Annotated in this window: 18 protein-coding genes; 12 read left to right on the top strand and 6 right to left on the bottom strand. The window is 55.7% G+C overall.

The features are described 5' to 3' along the window. Positions 1-475 precede the first annotated feature (475 nt). Positions 476-1357, bottom strand: coding sequence for a class I SAM-dependent methyltransferase (locus AB1644_04830; protein ID MEW6050370.1), 882 nt, complete (start codon positions 1355-1357; stop codon positions 476-478). Positions 1358-1387: 30 nt separating this feature from the next. Between AB1644_04830 and AB1644_04835 the strand changes: the two genes are divergently transcribed. From AB1644_04835 to AB1644_04850, 4 genes are all read left to right on the top strand, one after another. Next, positions 1388-2620, top strand: coding sequence for an MFS transporter (locus tag AB1644_04835; GenBank protein ID MEW6050371.1), 1233 nt, complete (start codon positions 1388-1390; stop codon positions 2618-2620). Positions 2621-2625: 5 nt separating this feature from the next. Next, entirely contained in the window at positions 2626-2856 is a 231-nt protein-coding gene (locus AB1644_04840; protein ID MEW6050372.1) for a hypothetical protein, read from the top strand. Between the two features lie 55 nt (positions 2857-2911). After that, positions 2912-3499, top strand: coding sequence for a DinB family protein (locus AB1644_04845; protein ID MEW6050373.1), 588 nt, complete (start codon positions 2912-2914; stop codon positions 3497-3499). Positions 3500-3706: 207 nt separating this feature from the next. Beyond that, positions 3707-4768, top strand: a complete 1062-nt coding sequence (locus AB1644_04850; protein MEW6050374.1) for a hypothetical protein — start codon at positions 3707-3709, stop codon at positions 4766-4768. 60 nt (positions 4769-4828) lie between these two features. Here AB1644_04850 and AB1644_04855 read toward each other — a convergent pair whose 3' ends face one another. Then, positions 4829-6076: a leucine-rich repeat domain-containing protein gene (locus tag AB1644_04855; GenBank protein MEW6050375.1), complete on the bottom strand. Its 1248-nt coding sequence runs from the start codon at positions 6074-6076 to the stop codon at positions 4829-4831. 282 nt (positions 6077-6358) lie between these two features. On the opposite strand from AB1644_04855, the gene AB1644_04860 reads away from it, so the two are divergent. From AB1644_04860 to AB1644_04890, 7 genes are all read left to right on the top strand, one after another. Beyond that, positions 6359-8794, top strand: a complete 2436-nt coding sequence (locus AB1644_04860; protein ID MEW6050376.1) for a TonB-dependent receptor — start codon at positions 6359-6361, stop codon at positions 8792-8794. Positions 8795-9025: 231 nt separating this feature from the next. Then, a complete protein-coding gene (locus AB1644_04865; GenBank protein MEW6050377.1) occupies positions 9026-9682 on the top strand; it encodes a redox-sensing transcriptional repressor Rex in 657 nt (218 codons plus the stop codon). A gap of 304 nt (positions 9683-9986) precedes the next feature. Beyond that, a complete protein-coding gene (locus tag AB1644_04870; GenBank protein MEW6050378.1) occupies positions 9987-11024 on the top strand; it encodes a hypothetical protein in 1038 nt (345 codons plus the stop codon). A 275-nt stretch (positions 11025-11299) separates the two neighbouring features. Further along, positions 11300-11611, top strand: coding sequence for a hypothetical protein (locus AB1644_04875; GenBank protein MEW6050379.1), 312 nt, complete (start codon positions 11300-11302; stop codon positions 11609-11611). 14 nt (positions 11612-11625) lie between these two features. Then, positions 11626-11829: a hypothetical protein gene (locus tag AB1644_04880; protein ID MEW6050380.1), complete on the top strand. Its 204-nt coding sequence runs from the start codon at positions 11626-11628 to the stop codon at positions 11827-11829. Between the two features lie 71 nt (positions 11830-11900). After that, complete coding sequence (locus AB1644_04885) at positions 11901-12896, top strand: tetratricopeptide repeat protein (protein MEW6050381.1); 996 nt, start codon at positions 11901-11903, stop codon at positions 12894-12896. 296 nt (positions 12897-13192) lie between these two features. Then, the gene (locus AB1644_04890) at positions 13193-13747 is read left to right on the top strand and encodes an isoprenylcysteine carboxylmethyltransferase family protein (protein ID MEW6050382.1); all 555 of its coding nucleotides are present in this window, start codon (positions 13193-13195) and stop codon (positions 13745-13747) included. A 71-nt stretch (positions 13748-13818) separates the two neighbouring features. Here the strand turns inward: AB1644_04890 and AB1644_04895 are convergent, their stop codons facing one another. The 3 genes from AB1644_04895 to AB1644_04905 all read right to left on the bottom strand — a co-directional run bounded on the left by AB1644_04895 (position 13819) and on the right by AB1644_04905 (position 18113). Further along, positions 13819-16149, bottom strand: a complete 2331-nt coding sequence (locus tag AB1644_04895) for a hypothetical protein (GenBank protein MEW6050383.1) — start codon at positions 16147-16149, stop codon at positions 13819-13821. Positions 16150-16557: 408 nt separating this feature from the next. After that, positions 16558-17670, bottom strand: a complete 1113-nt coding sequence (locus tag AB1644_04900; protein ID MEW6050384.1) for a hypothetical protein — start codon at positions 17668-17670, stop codon at positions 16558-16560. A 125-nt stretch (positions 17671-17795) separates the two neighbouring features. Continuing rightward, positions 17796-18113: an antibiotic biosynthesis monooxygenase gene (locus AB1644_04905; protein ID MEW6050385.1), complete on the bottom strand. Its 318-nt coding sequence runs from the start codon at positions 18111-18113 to the stop codon at positions 17796-17798. 595 nt (positions 18114-18708) lie between these two features. Between AB1644_04905 and mddA the strand changes: the two genes are divergently transcribed. Further along, entirely contained in the window at positions 18709-19479 is a 771-nt protein-coding gene (gene mddA, locus AB1644_04910) for a methanethiol S-methyltransferase (protein MEW6050386.1), read from the top strand. A 401-nt stretch (positions 19480-19880) separates the two neighbouring features. On the opposite strand, the gene AB1644_04915 is transcribed toward mddA, so the two are convergent. Further along, positions 19881-20549: a hypothetical protein gene (locus AB1644_04915; protein ID MEW6050387.1), complete on the bottom strand. Its 669-nt coding sequence runs from the start codon at positions 20547-20549 to the stop codon at positions 19881-19883. Between the last annotated feature and the right edge of the window lie 180 nt (positions 20550-20729).

The raw sequence follows: 20729 nt of genomic DNA on the forward strand, positions 1-20729 counted from the left end.
TCGTGTACTTTGTCATCGGCGTATCCTTTCGTGGGTCGTGCTTCTACACGACCGCTTCCGTTGAATTACTCACCGAAAGGCTACGCTACTTTTTTATCAATTTCCACACCTTTTGAAATTAACTCTTGTCCCGGACACTCTGACAATGTGCCCATCATCATAGATGTTCTTCGTCTCACGACATGAGCTCCAAGCAAGGACAGAGATCAATAGCAGAGCGACGCATTTGGCATACTTCATAATATACTCCCCTTTCTTTCCATTGTCACCGTCGACCAGACAAATATATAGTCATATGGCCACTTTGCATATCATTGTAAATATGCGTAAACATGGACTTTAGCAAGAGACGGATGATTAAGCGGACTGTGCAATGGAAGTTCAGCCATAGAGGCCGGGTGCACGGTAGCGTTCCAGACATCCGGCAGTTCGTTTTGCGCCTGCTGGTTGGCGTACACCAACCAGACCAGATGTGTCACTGCTTCCGGAGCACCGCCACCATCCGATACGATTCCCGATCATTGGAAAGAGGCATCTTCAGATCGAAATCCCCCAGAAGATCCGCAATCTCGAACCGCCCGGAAAGTTGCACCAGAGCCCTGAACGTATTGAGCGAACAGCGGCGAAGTCGCTCCGTGAATTCGTACTGCCTGCTCTCTTCACCATTGGTGACCGAGAACGTGATCACCACGTCATCGCACTCCGTCAACGGGTCGAACTGCTGATTGCTCCCGCCCCAATCTGTCACCACCGTGGTGTCGCCACGGGTCATGGTCCAATAGGTCTTGACCGAGGGCTCTTCGTCGCCGTAGAAATCGCGTGGGTGAGCTGTCGAGACAATGTAAAGCCCACGCTCATTGAGCAGGTCCGCCGCGCAATTGAGGTTGGAAAGGACGTCCTCGTTGGTAAGCAGATGTCCGAATGACGCTATCAAGCTGTAAACAAGATCATAGCGGCGGTCGGTGCGGTACGATCGCATGTCTCCTTCAAAAATGCCTGCGCTCAACCGTTCTTTTGCGACCAGTTCTCTCGCGTAGGCCACCATGGCCGGTTCGAGGTCGAGTCCATCTGAAACGAATCCACGGCGCGCGATCTCCCGCACATGATACGCCGGACCGCAGGCGAACTCGAGGGCCGACCGCGGCTCTCGATCCGCATACTTGCGAACGGCGTCGAGAAGGAAATTGACTTCGCCGGGCACATTGCGAAAATCGAACGCGATATCGTAAATCTCCGGCAGTGAATAGACGCGTCCCATGTGATCAAACGTAGCCAATTCAGGTTGTGCTGTCCAGAGCCTTCCGCCTGCACCTGTAGCTTGCTTGAAATCGCAACTGGTCGTACCTTGGCAGATCATGACCCGGCAATCACCCGACAACAGACAGAGATGACATTCCGGCAGCGCATCATCGACTTCTTCGCCCTCAAGCGCAGCATGGTGGGACTGCTGGGGATGGTCATACTGGTCGGCATGGGGGAGAAGATGGCTGAGCGATTCCTGCCGATCTATCTCATCGCCCTGGGTGGCGGCGCTATTTCGGTCGGCTTGCTCAACGGCCTGGATAACCTGCTCTCGGCGCTTTACTCATTTCCCGGCGGCTATCTATCCGACCGCTTCGGTACCAAGCGGGCGCTGCTGATCTTCAATGTTCTGGCCATGGCCGGGTTTCTGGTCGTGATCTTAGTCCCCACCTGGCAGGCGGTCATTATCGGTTCATTCTTGTTCCTTTCCTGGACTGCCATATCGCTCCCCGCCACCATGAGTCTGGTTGCACGGATTCTTCCCCGTGCCAAGCGCACCATGGGGGTCTCCATGCATTCGCTGGTGCGACGGATCCCCATGTCCCTTGGACCACTGCTGGGAGGTACATTTATCGGTATCTGGGGGGAGACACGGGGTGTCCGGTTGGCCTTTGTGGCAGCGCTCGGAATGGCGCTGGTGGCGGCTATTATGCAGCAACTCCTTATTGAAAACAACTCTGAGACAGACGCTATCAATGGAAAGGCTGAAAAGAACCCGCTAAGACTCTTCCGGGAAATGACACCTGAGATGAAAAACCTGCTGGCCTCCGACATCCTGATCCGCTTCTGCGAGCAGATACCGTACGCGTTTGTCGTCATCTGGTGCATGAAAGTCATCTCATCGCCGGTAACAGCTTTCGAATTCGGCTTGTTGACTACTATTGAGATGGCCACCGCGTTTGTCTGCTATATCCCCGTCGCCTACTGGGCAGATAAGACGCAGAAGAAGCCGTTTGTAACTATCACGTTTATCTTCTTCACGCTCTTCCCGATCATGCTTCTGTTCTGTCAGTCGTTCTGGCCGCTGGTAGGGGCGTTTGTCATTCGTGGCCTGAAAGAGTTCGGTGATGCCACCCGCAAAGCGTTGATCATGGATCTGTCTCCGGCCGGTCGCGAGGCCGGCATGTTCGGACTCTATTACCTGATGCGGGACACCGTCGTCTCTCTGGCTGCATTCGGCGGGGCGTTTCTCTGGATGATCAGCCCCACCGCCAATTTTCTGGTGGCGGGCACATTCGGCGTCCTTGGCACGATCTGGTTCGCGTGGAAAGGGCGGGACCTGAAACTCAGACCGCCTGATTCCGTACGTTCCCGTTGAAATAGATGATTGTATCTGTAACCGCTATTGATCCGGGAGAACACACGATGATGCTCCGTGATTTGAAAATCAGCGTTCGCGATGATGTGGCCCCGCTTTGTCCGCACTGCGAGCAGCCGCTTGATGAAGTCTATGTCCGGTCGAAAGGACTGGGTGTGGTGATGCCGCAGAGCACGCTCTGTTTCTGTCCGCACTGCCACAAAGTGCTCGGTTTCGGCCAGAGCCGGATGATGTAGCCGTTTCCGCACCTCAAGTCACACTTTTTTTGTCGCTTTGACGGAAGGAAAGTCCATGAAAGATCGTAAACTCACCGCCCCAGAGGGGTATGACATGTCGCGCCAGCGGATGGTGGCGTTGTTTGCAGCACAACTCGATGATCGCTCGCAGAAGCTGAAGGAGAATCTCGCCGGCTTGACTATCGAACAACTCCAGTGGCAGCCGCATCCGGGTGTCAACACCATCGGGATGCTTCTTGCCCACCTGGCGGTCTCCGAAGTGTACTGGCTGAATGTGGCTCCCGCAGAAATGCGCCTTGAACCCGAGGGGGATAATCTGATCCTGAACACTATCGGAATCAGAATGGACGATGATGGCCTGCCGCTGGCTTCAGACGCTCGTCATTCCGCCACTTTGAGGGGAAAAAGCCTCACCGACTATTTCGGCATGCTCGACAAAGCCCGCCGCGCCAGCCATGCCACTATGCAGAAATGGAATGACGCTGATCTGGATACTGCCTATAAGCTTAGGGATTTCACCGTCACACGCGCCTGGACCGTCTATCATATCCTTGAGCATACCGCCGGGCATTATGGGCAGATGCTCCTGCTCAAGCACCTGATGGGTGACGCGGGGGTTCTGAAGGTGAGTGATCCGGCATAGCTTCCTGCCTTTCACTCAGGGGAGGACCGCCGGTCAGCTTCCTCCCGGCGACCGTCGGTGACTGGCCCACATCTAACACTTGCATCCGAGGCTGTTGGGACGTATATTATAAACATCTTAACACGACCTCGGAGCACTGCAAGAAACTACTGTTAAGGACAATTTAATCGAAGTGTCGCGGCGTTCTCTTGAAACCAGGAGGTGCATATGAGAACCATCACCGTGTTGCTTCTCGCAACTTTGCTGCTGTGCGTCGCCGGCTGTAATAGCGACCAGCCCGCGCCGGTAGCCACACAAAACGACAACTCGAATACAGTCCGACTACCGGCTGAAATTCAAAGTCAACTCGATAAACTCACGCCCACCGAAGCTGACCTTGAGTCCGATTTCACCAGTCTCCCCAGCGTCCAAGTCCCGCCACCGGTGTTCGACACCAGTTTCGATGTTTATGCGGTTGGAATCCTTTGGGGACATCTCGCCAACCGGCCGCTGAACGGCACCACGACCACTGACTGGTCCGGCTCCCTGTGGGTGAACGGCGTGGCTGTGGTGACTATCCCCCTCACGCTCGGATTCGAGCCGAACCAGGATTCGCTGCTGCCGCAGACAATTCCCTCGCAGGCTGCCTGGGTCTCATACACGACCGGCGATTTCGACGGTATCGCGGCACTGGTATTTCTCAAACGTGGGATCGTGTACATCACGCCGCCGGTACTGACATTCGAGACGCCGCCATTCACGAAGCAGTTCACATTCGAACAGCTGCGTCGCCTCAACGTGGTTTATCAGGTCGACTCGGTCAACAGCGTGGCGATACAGGCTCGCAAGCTCTGGCCGTTCCCCTGTCCACAGGGAATCATGCGTGGGGAGTGGGTGAAGAACAATATCTCAGGAGACAGCGGTCATTTCGGCGGCCTCTGGCTTGAACAGACTAACACGCCCGCAGGTGTCTATTCGGGCGTTTTCTGGACTACCAGTGACGGCAGGCGTCTGTTCGAGGGCTGGGTGTCAGGCTATATGACGGATCAGATCATCGCGTATCTGCGTGGCACCTGGTACTATGATGATCCCACCATGTGTCCGTTGTGCGGTTCGGGCCACGGACGATACAGCGGCTACTTCAAGTATGTCAACAGCACGCGCGGTGGAACGATCGACGGGGAAGTCGGATGGGCACCGTCCATCGAACAGTTAAATCTGCCGATGGTGGGTGTCTGGAAGCAGTTCTGTCCATTCGGCCACGACGACGACCACATGTCCACACAATGACGATCTTCTCGGGGCAGGGCCGTACGAGGCGGCCCTGCCCCGACTTCTCACGTCAATTGTTCAGTGATAGACCGTTACCCCGCGCGCTTCGAGCTTCGGGATGAGCGAGTCGACTGAGTACTGCGACAGGCTGTTGTGGCTGATGTAGATTATATCGCCGGCCCCCAGCCCCGTGTTATTCACCAGTGGCTGTATATCGGAAAACCAATTGTACTGCAGGCTTAGTTCCTTCAGATTCACCAGTCCAGTCAGAGCACTCAAGTCAGATATCTGATTAAAGGTCAGGCCAAGGTTTTCCAATGTGGTCAACCCGGAAAGAGGGGCAATACTTGTGATATTATTGCTGGCCAGACTCAGGACTTTCAAATGGCTGAAATTCTGGACGAACGCAATATCACCGAGGTTATTGGTCGCGATATCGAGTTCCTGCAACGACGGCAGTCCGAAGAGGGATGAATAATCGGTCACCTGGGTCTCTCTCAATCGAACCACCCGAAGGTTGGACAGTCCGGACAACGAACCAATATCGGTGATCGGATTTTGAACCAGTTCCAACTGCACCAGGCTGGTCAGCCCGCTCAGCGGGGTAACATCGCTGATGTTGTTGCCGCCAAAATTGACTTCCACCATCATGATCAGGCCGGCGATCGGATCCAGACTTGTAATATGATTCCTCTGGAGGAACAGGTACGCCATGACGGGACAATGCTCGATCCCGGTCAGATCGGCGATATTACCGTCTGCCGCTTCGATTCGTGAGACGGCCGTCAGGTCCGACTTCCTTATGTCGCCCGTAGGTTTCCCGATGATCTCGCGAATGATCCGATTAAGGGCCGTGTCCGGAAACTCCACTGTGGTGTCGCCGTGACACCTGGCGCTGGTGACGTTCGATATCGCGCTCCAGTTCCCTTCCCAGTCCCGTGTCTTGATGGCAAAGTAATACTTGGTATCGGGTTGCAGGCTGTCGATCACCGTCGACTGTTCCATACCGGCGGGTAACGGCGCCACAATGCTGTCAATATGGTGGGCGGCGCTGAAGGTCTGCACCGTGATGCTGTCGTATGCCGCGCGCAGATCATACTCGCTGGCACAACCGGCGTTGCCGTCATTGCCGGGTGATGTCCATTGGAGCGCTATCGAATTGGTGGTGACAACGGTGACATGTAGGTCGCTGATGGACGAGGGCGGTGTCGTGTCCTCAGGTTCGTCGTTGTCCACCCCGCCGCCGGAACCCGAGCATGACACCATGATCCACGGCATCAGAAATGCCACGATTGTGATGAGTGTAAATTTCGGTCTCGAAAGCATACCAGCCTCCTTTGATGTGTGATGATTGGCGGCATCCGCCATTACAGCTATGACTCGCGATAACATGGGACGATTGCCGCGCGTACGGCAGCTATTCGCGCTGTAATTATACTATTCAGTCCACGATAGTCAAGCGGTTTGGACGGAACGAACGGTAGCGCCGGCTCGGAAAGCACACAAAAAGTGCCTTCTTAGCCCATGCGATGACACTGCCATGACAAATGGACTTCAGGGGAGCGTATCGTTGACCGACTCTGAATGTCAAGTGCAAGGAGGACTGTCATGCGCAGATCGGTAATTGTCGCTCTTGTTTTATTCGCCGTCGGGGCTGTTGTCCATGCTGCCACCCTCACCGGCGTCGTAGTCGACCGCAATACCGGCGGCCCGCTCGCGGGCGCTACCGTGTCCATGGAAGGTCGTAACAAAAGCCTGGCTACCGATGCCGACGGCCGATTCGCGATAACTTACGATTCCGGTGTTCCCCTCACTCTGAGTGTGAGTCACGTCGGTTATCGCACCAGGCGGAATCTGTCGGCTGACGGCGGCGAATTGCGAGTGGAGTTGGAGCCGGCCGCATCGGTGCTCGACAATGTGGTCGTGACCGCCAATCGCTACGAAAAAGAAGCGTACCGGACGGCCCAGCCAGTCACGGTCACTGGCACTGGTGAGATCCAAAACAAAGGGTACACTATCGTCTCCGATGTCATCCGTTCGTTTCCCGGTGTGGATATGAACGATGCCGGGCCGTTCCGTGCCCGCCCGGTGATCCGCGGTCTGTACGGCACGCGTATTCTGGTACTGGTCGACGGCGAACGGTTGAATGACCAGCGTGACATATCGTCATTTGCGGGTGTTTCCATGTCACTGGTGGATCCCAATGATATCGAGCGGGTCGAAGTGGTCAATGGACCGTCATCGGTGCTCTACGGCTCCGATGCCATGGGCGGCGTGATCAATATCATCACCCGTAAAAACAGCTTCAACAGCACCCTCAAGCCGTTCGCCACGTACAGCGGTCGCTATTCGACTGCCGACCAGCAGCATTCCAACCGCCTTGATGTCGGCGTCGAGGCGCAGCGCTGGGTGACATCATTCGGATTTCAATACCGAGAGGCCAACAAAGATTATCAGCCGCCGGACGGTTGGAATTCAAAACCTGAGTTTTTTGTTTATCGCCCCGGTTTTTATGACAGCTTAAACGCCCGCACCGGATATGATTTCTCGCGCGATCGGCTCGTCAATTCTCGCGCGCGGGTGAACAACTACGAAGGGAAACTCGCCTATAAGCTCGCCGAACGGCAGCGCCTTGACCTCGACCTGAATTTCTTTCGCGGGAACGACATCGGATACCCCGGTGTCCCCAATGACTCCACGCCGTTCCTGTTCGTCTATCCCAACCATGATCGTCAGGCGGCCTCGCTTACCTACACCGCCCGGGGACTCAGCTCGCATCTGGCCAAGCTGGAATCGAGATTGTATTTCGACCGGATCACCAAGGATTTCCTGACTGATTTCCTCGGCTCGCTGGTGATACCGGCCGGACCGCCGCCCAACCCACCCACTATTACGCCGCTAACCGCCACGAACCACACCGAAGTTACCAAGTATGGTCTCAATTTCCAGGAGCTGTACGCGCTTGGCCCCAGGCTGAACCTTACCTCCGGCTTTGATTTTCTTCATGAAGCTATCGACGGTGACGTTGTCGAGATCACGCGTTTCGACGGCTTCGGGCCGTTTCCGTTCAACGACACCACCCGTGGTTCGTCCGTACCGAAAAACAACTGGAACTCGCTCGGGCTGTTCGCTTCCGGCGAAATCAACCTCGCCCCGTTGCTGGTGACTGCCGGTCTTCGCTACGATAATTTCTGGATCAACACCAATCAGACCCCCGGCTATGAGGACGATAGCGGCAAAGCTCTGCCGACACAGAGCGAACATTACAATTCGGTCAATGGCTCGCTCGGACTTGTATACAATATTGGCGGAGGTGCGAACCTTGTCGCCAATGTCGGGACAGCGTATCGCGTGCCGAACGTGGTAGAGCGATTCTACTACGGCTCCGCGTCCGGTCGCCAGACCCGCCCCAATCCCGATATCAAACCCGAACGGTCGGTCTCGATCGACTACGGTGTGAAGGCAATCCACCCGCATGTGAACTACTCGCTGATCGGCTTCTATAGTTTATATAATGATTTCACTCAATTGCAGACCTACGACAGTCTCCCACCGAGCAGCCCCGGCGCGCCGTACACGCCATTGTGGCGTTATGAGAATCTCGAGGATGTTCGCATCTATGGTTTCGAGGGGGTTGTCGAAGGGAATTTCGATTTCGGTCTGTACGGGAATCTGAATCTCGCTTACCAGCACGGTCAGATCAGAAGCGCCGACCAGCCGCTGTTCGTGTCGCCGGTCAAACTTGGTGTGACAGCCGGGTATCGTCACAAGAAGTACGGTGCATTCGGTGAGGCCAATCTCCGGGTGGTGGGGGACCAGAATCGCGTACCCGATGTCGCCTATCTGGATGACATTCCCTCGAAAGGGTTCACTGTGGTGAATGCGACCGTCGGCTTCAGGCCGTGGAATCTGGTGCGGCTCTCGCTTTCGGCGAATAACATATTCGACAAGGCGTATGCGGAACCGTTCAACGCCCGAAACCCGGACAACCCGATCGCCGAGCCGGGACGCAATTTTGTGGTCAGTATGACCGCAAACCTGTAAACGCCCCCGGAACGTTTCATGACCAGGCCCCGCGTCGAGGTGAGCGATCCCGGGCCTGCCCTGAATTCGACTGACCGCGTAACCTCTGACACCACAATCGGTACCAAAATAATCCGGTTCCTTGTTACAGTTTTCACTTGACAGAAAAAGGGGTGAGGGGTATACTTTTTTGTGAACCCTTTCACATAGGCGTATCTTATAGCGCTGCAAACCGTTAGATATAGGGGCACAATGCCATCGCTGAATCGTAAACGCATTTCCGAATCAACCATTCACCGTCTCTCCCAGTACTATCGGGCCCTTTCACTTCTCGAAAAAGAGAACTATGAAACTGTCTCGTCGAAAGAGCTCGCCAAACGGGAGAAATTGACTCCGGCCCAGGTACGCAAAGACCTGTCGTTTTTTGGTTCATTCGGCACACGCGGATTGGGATATCCGGTTAAAGAATTGCGCACGCAGATCGCCTCGATTCTCGGTCTGGATCGCACCTGGCGGGTAGCTCTGATAGGTGTCGGCAATATCGGTTCGGCGCTGGTGAGCTACAAGGAATTCGCCAAACAGGGATTCAACATCGTCAAGCTGTTCGACAACGACCAGCGCAAGATCGGCTCCAACCACAAGGGGTTGCAGGTTTCCGACGCGCGCAGCTTGAAGTCCGAGCTGGCCGATTCCAAGATCGAGATGGTGATCCTGGCCGTGCCGGCGACAGTCGCACAGTACATTGTGGATGATGTCGTGCAATCCGGTATCAAGGCGATCCTCAATTTCGCGCCGGTCAATCTGAAAGTGCCGGAGGATGTCTACCTTCGGAACGAAAATATGTCCATGGAACTGGAATATTTGTCGTTCGCCATGGTGAACAATCACGCCCCCAAGCGCGTTAAATAGATAGGTGTAATGAAGCCCTGTTCAGGGATGGACAGGCAGATACCTCTGAAAGCGTCCATCGCTTGGAGGGGCGGCCCGCTGGCGCGGGCCGTTTTTTTTTCATTCTGTACCTCAGGCGCTATGATCACCCTCCTAACCGATACCAATACATCGCCTTAGCCCGTTCGAGTGACATCCAAACGGGTTTCTGCATTATGAGGTTCGGCACCAGTTCTTAAAATTGGACTTGACAGACTCCTTTTATAAGCGTCATGCATGCAGCGGAAACCGGGAAGTATAATCTGTAGAGTAAGGGAGGTTGCGCATGCGCGGACCATTGCTTAAATGCTTCCTTGCCGTGCTTTTGTTGAGTGAGGCAGGGATCAGCTATGAGATAACGAAGGTGATTGAGGTTGGGCCGGCGAATGGCTTGCCTGTCGTCCGACCGCTGAATTGGTCACCTGACGGCAGCCAGCTGGCATATTTTCACAATGGTTCGCTACGTGTTTCAGACACGCTTGGCACAAGCAGAGTGATTGTGACGCTCGATATAGCCCCGTTCAGGGCAGAGTGGTTGTCCGGTCGCGAGCTTCTTATCCACACTAAGAAGCAGCTTCCCGGCGATACCGAACTGAACCGTATCGTGTGTGTCGAGATCGACAGCTCAAGGACTCGAACGGTGAGAGAGTACAAGCGTACTCCGGGTGCGCGTCCGGAGGATCAACCTGAATCGTTCTCGGGTCCGTTTCGCTCGTTAGAGGGCGTTGTATTCTATCGCACAAATGTGATTCAGGCGACCACGAGGCGGCACAGTCGTGACCGGGAGCGAGTTGTATTGGAAACAGATGTGACGAAGAAGGGCACTGATGCCTCTGCATTGGCCGAGAATCATTTCGTGGACTGGGGGCAGGACGGTCTATACAAGATAAGTTGTGATCTTCGCGATTCAGTACGATTGGCGCGCGCTGCAGCGCCCAACCGGGTCTTCCCCCCAACGGTGGACAAGCCGCTTACCTACTACTTGGATGGGGGAGTGCTCTGCCGTTTCGCCGATTCGACATTCATCGTCCTTGATACGATCCCGAAGGAATTTCCTCCCCTTACCGGAGCAGTTGCGTGTATGCACGGTTCCTTCAATCCAAGCGCTCCCGAGATACTCTTTACGCTGATATTCCATGATGCAGACGAGTATGAAATCTTCAACGTTGCTACGTTCAACTACGCCACCAACGTACTTACGGTTGTGGACGATCTGATAGATATGCACGGTTGCAATTCGCCGACCTATGCGCCGGATGGTATGAAGATCGCATTCCTCTGTTCTGGAAAAGTCATTATCGTTTTTCGAGGGGGAACACTATGATACTTATCGCTCGCCGCATAGTGGGCCTGTGGTTATCAGTGAGCTTCGGGATGTTGTTAGCCAGGGGAATCGCTCTGCCGCAACAAGAAGTGGATGTTGTCATCGACCCCGGTCACGGCGGTTGCTCCGGGCTCAACCCATCTGGAACTCAGACATACATTGAAGGGTACGACACATGTTCCCTCTGTACAAAATATAGCGAAAAATGGGTGAACCTCGAAGTTGGCCTCGAGTTGTTGTCTTAAGTTTTCCAACGTTACCTCTGGGGTGGGGCCTTGGACTATTTTCTGGGATTTTGGAGATGGTGTCACTCGGCATACTTTGTAGTGAACCATGTCTATACCAGTTACGGCGTATTTCATGGTTCGCTGACTGTTACGAATCCATGCGGCACCGACGATAGCAGTTTTGTGGTGTTCGTGCGATGCGGCGGGGCAGATCAGGACCTTGACCAATTTGGTGATTCGTGCGACAACTGCGTTGATACGTATAATCCGATGCAGGAAGATTCTGACCACGATGGGCGCGGCGACTCCTGTTGCTGTCAACAGTTCACTGGCAATGCCAATGGTGACCCCGGGATGTAGTGGACATCTCCGATATGACTGCCTACATCGATTTCCTTTTCTATCAAGGAACACTTTCGACCTGTCGAGCTGAAAATGATGTGGATCGTTCCGGGACCCTGGACATTGCAGACTTGATGTTACTTATCGACGTGCTGTTTTTCCAAGGTACACTTCCGGCTTGTCTGCAGCCGACATTTGTTGTTGGAGCGCTCGGTGTCCAGTTCCCGGACTTCTGATACATGGCAGGCGCGGTGAGCGACAAAACTGGCTGACAATTCCCTCACGGGAGTATATGTTACTAACGTAAATGAACCGTACCAAAGGCAAAATCATCATGCGCATTGTAATCAGATCAGGACCGAAAATCGTTCTGCTACCGTCTCTATTGATCATATACATATCTTCGTCCCTCTTTGCCCAGGACTCGTTGCAGCATTTTCTCACCCAGGGCGGATTGAAATTGAGCATCCGCGAATACGCCGCTGCGCGGACGCAGTATCAAAACGCCCTGCGGTTCGACTCCCTGAATGTCGAGGCGATTCGGAATCTTGGCGTCATCGCCAGCGCGCTGGGGGACCAGGAGCAGGCGCTGGTCTATCTGCAAAAGGCATACAAGATGCAGCCCAATGACCCGCAGCTGAGCAACAATATCGGCGCCATCCTGAGCGAGCAGAAGAAATCCGGTGAGGCGATCGGCTATTACGAGGCAGCGGTCCGTCTGGACTCCACCAAGTCTCTGTATCTGACCAACCTCGGGATCGAATATCTTCGCGCCGGGCGGCCGCAGCAGGCGCTGGGCGTGCTCAAGCGCGCACAGCCGATCGATACGGCCAACCCGATCATCTACTTCAACATGGGGAATGCCTTCGCCGCACAGCAGATGTATGACAGCGCGGAGTATTATTATGAGCGGAGCAAAGCGTACGGCGGCGAGGCGCCCGACCTGTTTTATTTCCTCGGCGTGGTGAAGCGGAACCTCGGCAAGATGGACGGCGCAGAGGAGGCGTTCAAAGGGGCGGTGAAACGGAATCCCTCGTACAAAGAAGCGCTGCAGTCGCTGGGGCTTTTGTACATCCGGCAAACAAAATATGCCGAGGCCGCCAAAGAGTTCGAGAAGGTGGTCAAGCTGGATTCCACCTTCATGCCGGGTGTGATCTCGCTCGGCGCGACTTACGCGTTGATCAATCGTTCCAAGGAAGCCGATGCTATCCTGGCGAAACTCATGAAGGCGGACTCCTCGCTGGGGTACCGGATGTTGACCCTCATCCAGCAGGAGCGGGTGCGTCTGCCGAAAGCGAAGTAGACGCTCCTCTGTGCCCCACCATTCATAGTGGGTCGCCCGAAGTGGACTCAACCGATAAATGGCACACGTCCTCGTGTGCCGACGGGCGGCAGACCGGGAGGTCTGCCGTTTATGGCGGGTTTGGGCAAGTAGGACACCAAAGAGTAACATCGTCGGTTCGAGCGGAGACGAGAACCGAATGGGCTCAGGGTCGCGTCTCGTCTTCGCTCGACGCGACGGGGCCGCTCGACGCAGCCGCTTGACGCGACGGTGCCGTCTGACTCGACGGAAGCGCACGACGCGAGTGAGTGACACGTATGCACGCAAAACGAAACATCGGTTGGTGGTTTGACCGGCCGTCGGATCTGCCCGGATGGCTGCGAATATCTCTGACCATTGTGGCCCCGGTGACTTTCTTTGGTGTGATCATCGGGGCATGGTTCGGAGCGCGTGCGGTAGACCGACTCATCGGGGTGGAGCAGCCCATCGCGCCCGTGATCGGCTGGGTGCTCGCGTGCCCGTTCTTGGTGGTCGGCTTGGCGCTGATGTTCTGGTCGGTGTCGCGATTTGTGCTTGCCCGCGGCACACCGGTGCCGTTCAATCCGCCACCGACGCTGGTCACCACCGGTCCCTATCGTTACACGCGTCATCCCATGTTTACCGGCCTTATTATCGCGATCTTTGGATTGGGAATAGGTTTCCAATCACCGGCTGTCACCTTCATACTACTACCGTTAACTATTGCGGCATTTGCTTGGGAAGTGCGAGTGTTTGAGGAGCCGCAACTGCAGCGGCGATTCGGCGACGCGTACCTTGAGTACCAGAAACGGGTGCCGATGATTTTCCCTCGTATCAAAAAGAACGGTCTATAGGCGTGAAGGGCGGTGATGCCTGATCCCTCCGGACAAAGCCACAGTACGCACGAAACGTCTGAATAATCCTCTCATTGCGCTTCAGTCGAATCGGGCGCGAACGAATTCGTGAACGTGGTCCATTCCAGATGGCCGTTGTTTGGATTGCCGTCGTACCCCCCTCCAAACGGGCGGTCTCGCGTCCCCGACAGAATGTTGTACTGCGAATCGAAACTCATATCGAGCCGGTGTTGACCGTCGTCATACATTTCGTAGGGAATGGCAACAAAAAGCGGAGCCGTGTAGCTCTGGGGAGACTGAAGTGACTCGAAGCAACCTTCCGGCGCGTACAACTCCAGATTCAACTTTGCCGTGTTGTCAATGGTGCTGAACACGCAGTAGATGCGGAAAAGATTGGCTTGTGAGTTCCACCATCCGGGAACGGCGGTCGCGCCATACCACGTCCAGGTCCAATCGCCACCGCCTTCCGGCGGGTAGTGGATAACGTACGTCCCGGCGGCTGAGGCAGACGCTTCCGAGTTCTCCGCGCATGAGTTGATGTACTGGATACTCTTCAACGGCTGCGTGTGGGGCTGATCGCGGAAACTGTGGATATCCGCCCGAAGATGCACATTGATCTGAACAGTCTGCTCCAGAGAACCGGAGCTGGTCATGTGGAAATTGAACTGGCCGGTCCAGTCGGTCAGGTTGACCCGGTTGCTGGCGGGCTGCACGAGTGGTGCCAGACCCGAATAATCAGGAATGACCGTCACTCGCACAGGGCCAAGTGATCCTGCGCCGGTATTCGGGATATTCGCTACGACAATCTCGGGTGACCACGAAAGGATCGTCAGCTCCTCCCCTCCAACCGAGACATGACCCATCTGTCCGGGATCATCCCCGAACATACCGGACAGAATGAGCGAGTCGCCGTGCTCGTCGACCTGCATCACCTCGATACTCGGTGCCAGCATTCCGAAACCGCCGGACATAGCGACATACTGGAACTCCGTGATCAGAAACGGCTGACTATCCGATGGGTGGACCAGCAGGTTTCGATCTGCGAGGTCCTGAAAAAGACTCAGATAGTCGAATGGTCGTTGAGGCGGTGTCTCGCGAGGCTGCACGGTGTTGGCACCAAGCAACCGGTCGAACATGAATTTGGCTAGGAGATTCGCCGCGTTGGCCCCCACCGGATGCGACCAGCCGAAATAAACGGAGCCATTTTTTCCGGCGATCGCGTTTCTGAGTCCTACAGCACCCGGTCCACTGCTACCGCACGCATCGATGAAGACAAGTGCATTGTCCGCGAGGTTACTCCAATACTGCGTAATGAAATTCCCCGTAATACCCAGATGGATCTGGGATACGGCATCGCCGACGGCTGTTCCGTACACCGCCTGCATGATCGTCAGACGCTTGCCGAGCAGATCGGCCTTATAATTCGCGATCGAATTCACATCGACTGACTGTGACGTCCACAGCGAATAGCCGAATTCGGTCGATGAGAACTGCCCTGCCCCACCGTGGGTCGAAAAGTAGACCACACCCTCTCCGCCGATCTGTTTGAGACCGTTGACCGAAGCATCCCGTGTCTTGATATCGTAGCCGTTGCTGGTCAACATCCCCTCGATGACCCCGTTGACTGGGGCGAATCCTGGCCCCAGGGTCAGAAGCGACGCTACGTCGCCCGAGGCGGGCAGCCCGGACGGAGCCGTTCTCTTGCCCAGCCTGCCGATCAGCGTGGAGCGGTCGGTGACCGTCTCGAGCTTCTCCTGAAGAGGTGAGATCCTTGGTGGTGTCTCGGCCTGAGCAAGCAACTTCGCCGCTCGCTCGCTGCTTGCGGGTGCGCGATTGTCGACCCCTATGTACAGCACACCATCCGTGAATCGGCCCCACACGGAGCCGGTGCCCGAATCTATCCCCGCCGCTTCGATCAAGGGGTCCGACTGCAAGTATGTCATGAGATCCTGTCGAAACGACCCGCTCTGCGACAATAGCGAATCGAAGACGACCTGGAGCCGGTCCAGTGCGGCCAGGCGCGCGGAGTCCGAGATTGCACCCCCGCTACCGCACGCTGGTGGCGGCGCCGCCTGGAAAAACAGGTAATCGATCAACGACACTAAGTCGCTGATGTCGATCGTACCGCTCGGGTCGGCATCAACGTTGGCCGCCGAATCGCAGCACATGGGTTCCGAGGTGAAATTGTACAGAAAATCGATCAGTCGCACTAAATCGGAGATGTCAACGGCATCGCCGGGGTCGCAATCGCAGTTGCCGCGAACTGTGCAGCAATTACTCTGAGCGCCGGCCGGACCAGCCGCGAGCAATAGGAGGACCGTCACGGCAATCGTGATCACCGAGCCGATACGCCTGGTCCGACCACTGACGAGCACCCACAGATCCGAAAGGACCGTTTGCATGTTGCCTCTGCTGAATGAAGATTTCGACTCTCGTTAGTCGTGGACACTCGCCATCGTTCCTTAGGGATCCACGACACCCCGGACCGGTCGACTCAGTATACTAAATGGCAGGCCAGAAAACAAGTCTAAAATGGACCGATATTGTCATGCCTCTCACCACCCCGTCATTGCGAGTCGCTTCGACGAAGCAATCTCTACCCGGCTAGTGGCGCACAGCCGCCGGCCTGAACGCAGTCGAAGGCTTGCTGCGCGAAATCTCGTACGTTGATCCAACGTCTATCTCGCATCCAATAAACGGCACACGTCTGCGTGTGCCGCCAGTCGCCCCCCGCCGGCAGGTCGGGTTCCGAGGCCGCCGAGAAATCTGGCACCGGAGTTGACCCCTGCCAATGACGAAGTTGTGGTCGTTCACCAACCCTTGTCCCAGAACAAGAGGCGGACTATAGTATCCGGCAGACTCCTCATATACTCGATGATGTGTGCGGCCGTGTAATCCTGCGGCACCAGAAAATTGACCAGAATAAGCGGCAAGATCCAGTGCCGGTACTTTGTGTCAGTCGACTGAAACAGATGAACCAGTGCGATCATGACCGTCATGAACGCCATCGTCCAGAGCCGCGACGAATCCCAGGCGATCAGCAGTTGCGCAGCACTGCATACGAGCAGAATGATAAGCGCGGCCAGGTCCGCCGTTTTCTTCTGACGCCATAGATACACAGCGGCCACCACCGGCACGGCCCAGAGCAGCTTGAACACAGTTGTGAATCCCAGCAGGCTGTGCAGGGATGATCTCCGGAAATAGAAAAGGGGATCGCTGCGGAGCGGTTCAAGGTAATAGGCGGCATCGAATCCGATCTTCATATGGCTCGACTGCCACGCGCGTACCTGCCAGACTATCAGGCCGACCATCGCCACCGCCACGAGATCAAGTGACAACCGCCGCACGGGCGAATGATGCCCTTCACATCGGATAAATAGAAACCAGGGGATGAGAAAGACGATCGACTCCCTATTGAACACGCCGAGCACGAACAGTATCCAGAACAGCCACGGCTTCCGCCGCCACCACCACATGAAGAAGATGATGACATAGGTCAGTGCGTCGCAGAAGCCGCTGTAATAGATGGTCGTGAGTGTCACCAGCGAGAAGGCGATAATCGACGATGCGATCAGGGCATCGGCCGGACGCGGCGACAGGCGGCGGTAGCACCAGTAAACCGCCATGATGAAGAGCGCCGCAATGATCAGATTGGTTACCACCACCAGCCCCCCGCGCAATCCTACCAGATAACTCAATAGCGGCGTCAGAAAGCGAAACCCCACCTTGTTGGGCGCACCAGTACCGAACGGATGACGGGCCAGTTCGGCGTAGTGGTGCCCCAGGCCGGTGGCGGTCTGGTAGCCGGGTCGCACGTAGATACAGGCCACGAGAAACAGCCCCAGCCCGATAAGAACGGCGGTCGGTTTTAGTCCAAACCGGGCCTCCAATCGTGTGAGGCGGATATCAAGGTAATCGTACATAGGCAAAGCACGCGCAGGATGCCAATCTGTGGACCGCCTGCTGCCAAGGGCAAGCAGTTTTTCGCCCGCCTCGAACGTCGCGCTAAGCGGAGTCGAAGCGCGTGACGCCGGTTACCGTTGACCCCTCAGTAGCTGTACTCCCCAATTATCTCATAATGCTGTGAGCGCTCATCGAAACGGTCCAGCACCGCCCGCGCCTTGGGCGGCACGTGCGCCCGCTCGTAGTCCTCGCCGACGAATCTCTTGACGGATTCAAGCGAATCGAAGCGCATTATCGTGATGAACTCCACCTCATCGGCCAGCGGGCGGCGCAGCACTTGTATGTTGCGGTAGCCGGGGATGTTCATGGCGGCGATACCAGGGAGAACTTCGGTTTTCAGCAGCTTCTCGTAGTTGTCGGCATTCTCTTTTGATGTCCAGCCGTGCCAGATTCTGGCGATCATCTAGTCCTCCTTGCCATCGACTAATGCGTGTATTGTACGATACAAAATCCGCGCGCAGGCGGCAACCGGCATCATAGGTGGTGTCGGGTGTCCCCGCCCGACACCTGGATGCAAACGTGGACCGTCAGGCGGGGACGCCTGACGGCACGACAATGGTTCCCACTGCAAGTAAGGACCTATAGGGCAGAACCGTTTCTGGTTCTGCCGTTACGTGGGTCTGGCGGAACCAGAAGCGGTTCCGCCCTACGGCAACTGCAACAGTGCCCACCGCAAGGGGACTGTTGAAAAAGTGGCGGGTCACACGGCCGCACTTCAATGCCAGTATGCTGTATCATCGTCGCACTGAGCGAAGTCGAAGTGCGGCGATGATATAACGTGCGGCCGCAAGACCCGCCACAACAGACAGTACCCCTACCCCTCTCCCACGAGAGAGGGTGTCGCGAAGCGACGGGTGAGGGGGCACAAATAGGGCTTGACAGGAGGGAGCGGGCAATCACAGATTATGTGTATCCATATTGTCGAATACGCCGGGCGGCGGGTGAAACCGTGGCCGGCGCCGAGTGGTCTTTTCCATTTTATCCGAGTCGGAGGTATCATGCAACGAGTCGTTTTTCTACTGTACGGCGTGGTTTGCTATCTGGTGTTCCTGGTGTCGTTTGTGTACGCGATTGGATTTGTCGGGAATCTGGTGGTTCCGAAATCGATCGATTCCGGTCTGCCGGGGCCAGTGGCAAGTGCACTTGTGATCAATGCGCTGTTGCTCGGGCTGTTTGCCGTCCAGCACAGCGTGATGGCCCGTCACGGCTTCAAAAAGGTCTGGACGAAGGTCATTCCCAACCCGATTGAGCGGAGCACTTATGTACTCCTGTCCAGTCTGATTTTGATCCTGATGTACTGGCAGTGGCGGCCGATGCCTGATTCGGTCTGGCAGATTTCCAACGTCGCCGGACGGACAGTCTTACAGGCGTTGTGCTGGATCGGCTGGCTAATCGTATTGGTCAGCACATTCATCATCAACCACTTCGATCTGTTTGGTTTGCGGCAGGTCGTGTATCACGCGCAGCGGAAAGAGTTGACACCGCTCCCGTTCACTAAGAGAGGACTGTACAAACTTCTGAGGCACCCGATCATGCTCGGGTTCATCATCGCGTTCTGGTCAACCCCGGATATGTCATTGGGCCATCTCATATTTGCGATCGCGACGACCGGTTATATCATCGTCGGAATCCTGCTGGAAGAACGGGATATGGTGGTGTATCACGGGAAGGCCTATGAAGCGTATCGCCGGGAAGTGCCGATGCTGGTTCCGGGGACGAAGATGCGGCCGGGCGGTGGCAACATCCAGCCGACAGGTGATGAGGCCTGACAACAGTGCAAGGCAGTTCCGCAGTCATTGTGGGGAGACTCCGCCGAAGGCGGAGTCGACGTGACAATCTTGTGTGGGTGCGACGGCCTGATGGATCGAGTGGTGCAGGAACGCACGTGACAGATTCCTCGTCGCGGCGCGAAGCGCACCGCTTCTCGGAATGACGTTGCTGCGGTTTGCCCGGAATTCATCGCCCGCTGGACGCACTGCGGGATTGAGAGGTTGTCATTCCCGCGCACGCGGGAATCCAGAGCGTAGTCATTGTGAGGCGATCTGTAGGGTAGAACCGTTTCTGGTTCTGCCATTGCGTGGGTCTGGCGGAACCAGTAAGCGGTTCGCCCTACGGCGACTAATCCATCAGGGATGTTTCAGGTCTGTACCATCCGAGCTTGATGGCGCTGCTATGCCATCGGGAATTCTTTCTCCACCTTATTGGAAATACTGACAAGTAGTGGAACCATCGCGACGCCTCCGCCTAGCGCTGCCACAGACAGAAGCAAGTGCTGAGATGTCACATAGAAATAGACCGCCATGAGTACGAATGCGGCCATCGCAGTGCCCGGCGCTACGAGGCGCACTGCTGGCCAAAGGGTAGGTTTGGCTTTGGCAGCCAGATCGCCGCATTGATTGGTCAACTGCTCAATTTTTCGCTTGAATTTCCAGACCTGCCATAAGAACAATCCGCCGAATATGATGTCTATAGCCAGGAGGACAGTTGCCGCTATGAAATTGTGTTCAGTAACGAAATACAGTCCTAGGAACGCAATACCCGTCATGATGATGGATGAGGTTGCCAACAGCACAAGGCCATAAACGAGAGTTGGTTTGAATTGCCTCTGACGTTCTGCAAGCGACTCAGCAGTCTGACCGATCCGCATTCGAAGGTTTCCGGCTATGCCACGGACGATCGCTTGAGACGAGAAGAGGATTCCAGTCAGACTGATGATGAGCGGGCTCCCCACAAATGATTGGTCCATACGAAAGAGCGCAAGGAACACGCCGGAAAACACGGTCGACAATAGAACGGCAGCAAGTAACATCGTTACTTTCAGAGAGACCCTGGATGCCATATATTGCCTGTCAACTCCACTGTGACATACGACTTTGTCCGTGTGCTATCATGTGCACTGAACGATACTTCAGTTGACAGTCATTTACCTCTGAGCAGTTTCTGTTACGCTGTCAGTTTCTCTTCTTTCGTCAAGTCTGCATCCTGAGCCAGTACCAGACCGTCCATGAAGGTCACCATC

The sequence above is a fragment of the Candidatus Zixiibacteriota bacterium genome (assembly GCA_040753875.1).
In the GTDB taxonomy this organism is placed as follows: domain Bacteria; phylum Zixibacteria; class MSB-5A5; order GN15; family FEB-12; genus DATKJY01.

What these genes read in the sequence shown, in the direction of transcription:
- AB1644_04890 (MEW6050382.1), top strand. Translation starts at nt 13,193, where the DNA reads ATGCACGCAAAACGAAACATCGGTTGGTGGTTTGACCGGCCGTCGGAT.
- AB1644_04845 (MEW6050373.1), top strand. Translation starts at nt 2,912, where the DNA reads ATGAAAGATCGTAAACTCACCGCCCCAGAGGGGTATGACATGTCGCGC.
- AB1644_04895 (MEW6050383.1), bottom strand. Translation starts at nt 16,149, where the DNA reads ATGCAAACGGTCCTTTCGGATCTGTGGGTGCTCGTCAGTGGTCGGACC.
- AB1644_04885 (MEW6050381.1), top strand. Translation starts at nt 11,901, where the DNA reads ATGAACCGTACCAAAGGCAAAATCATCATGCGCATTGTAATCAGATCA.
- AB1644_04880 (MEW6050380.1), top strand. Translation starts at nt 11,626, where the DNA reads ATGACTGCCTACATCGATTTCCTTTTCTATCAAGGAACACTTTCGACC.
- AB1644_04865 (MEW6050377.1), top strand. Translation starts at nt 9,026, where the DNA reads ATGCCATCGCTGAATCGTAAACGCATTTCCGAATCAACCATTCACCGT.
- AB1644_04830 (MEW6050370.1), bottom strand. Translation starts at nt 1,357, where the DNA reads ATGATCTGCCAAGGTACGACCAGTTGCGATTTCAAGCAAGCTACAGGT.
- AB1644_04870 (MEW6050378.1), top strand. Translation starts at nt 9,987, where the DNA reads ATGCGCGGACCATTGCTTAAATGCTTCCTTGCCGTGCTTTTGTTGAGT.
- AB1644_04835 (MEW6050371.1), top strand. Translation starts at nt 1,388, where the DNA reads ATGACATTCCGGCAGCGCATCATCGACTTCTTCGCCCTCAAGCGCAGC.
- AB1644_04855 (MEW6050375.1), bottom strand. Translation starts at nt 6,076, where the DNA reads ATGCTTTCGAGACCGAAATTTACACTCATCACAATCGTGGCATTTCTG.
- AB1644_04840 (MEW6050372.1), top strand. Translation starts at nt 2,626, where the DNA reads ATGATTGTATCTGTAACCGCTATTGATCCGGGAGAACACACGATGATG.
- AB1644_04905 (MEW6050385.1), bottom strand. Translation starts at nt 18,113, where the DNA reads ATGATCGCCAGAATCTGGCACGGCTGGACATCAAAAGAGAATGCCGAC.
- mddA (MEW6050386.1), top strand. Translation starts at nt 18,709, where the DNA reads ATGCAACGAGTCGTTTTTCTACTGTACGGCGTGGTTTGCTATCTGGTG.
- AB1644_04900 (MEW6050384.1), bottom strand. Translation starts at nt 17,670, where the DNA reads ATGTACGATTACCTTGATATCCGCCTCACACGATTGGAGGCCCGGTTT.
- AB1644_04850 (MEW6050374.1), top strand. Translation starts at nt 3,707, where the DNA reads ATGAGAACCATCACCGTGTTGCTTCTCGCAACTTTGCTGCTGTGCGTC.
- AB1644_04860 (MEW6050376.1), top strand. Translation starts at nt 6,359, where the DNA reads ATGCGCAGATCGGTAATTGTCGCTCTTGTTTTATTCGCCGTCGGGGCT.
- AB1644_04915 (MEW6050387.1), bottom strand. Translation starts at nt 20,549, where the DNA reads ATGGCATCCAGGGTCTCTCTGAAAGTAACGATGTTACTTGCTGCCGTT.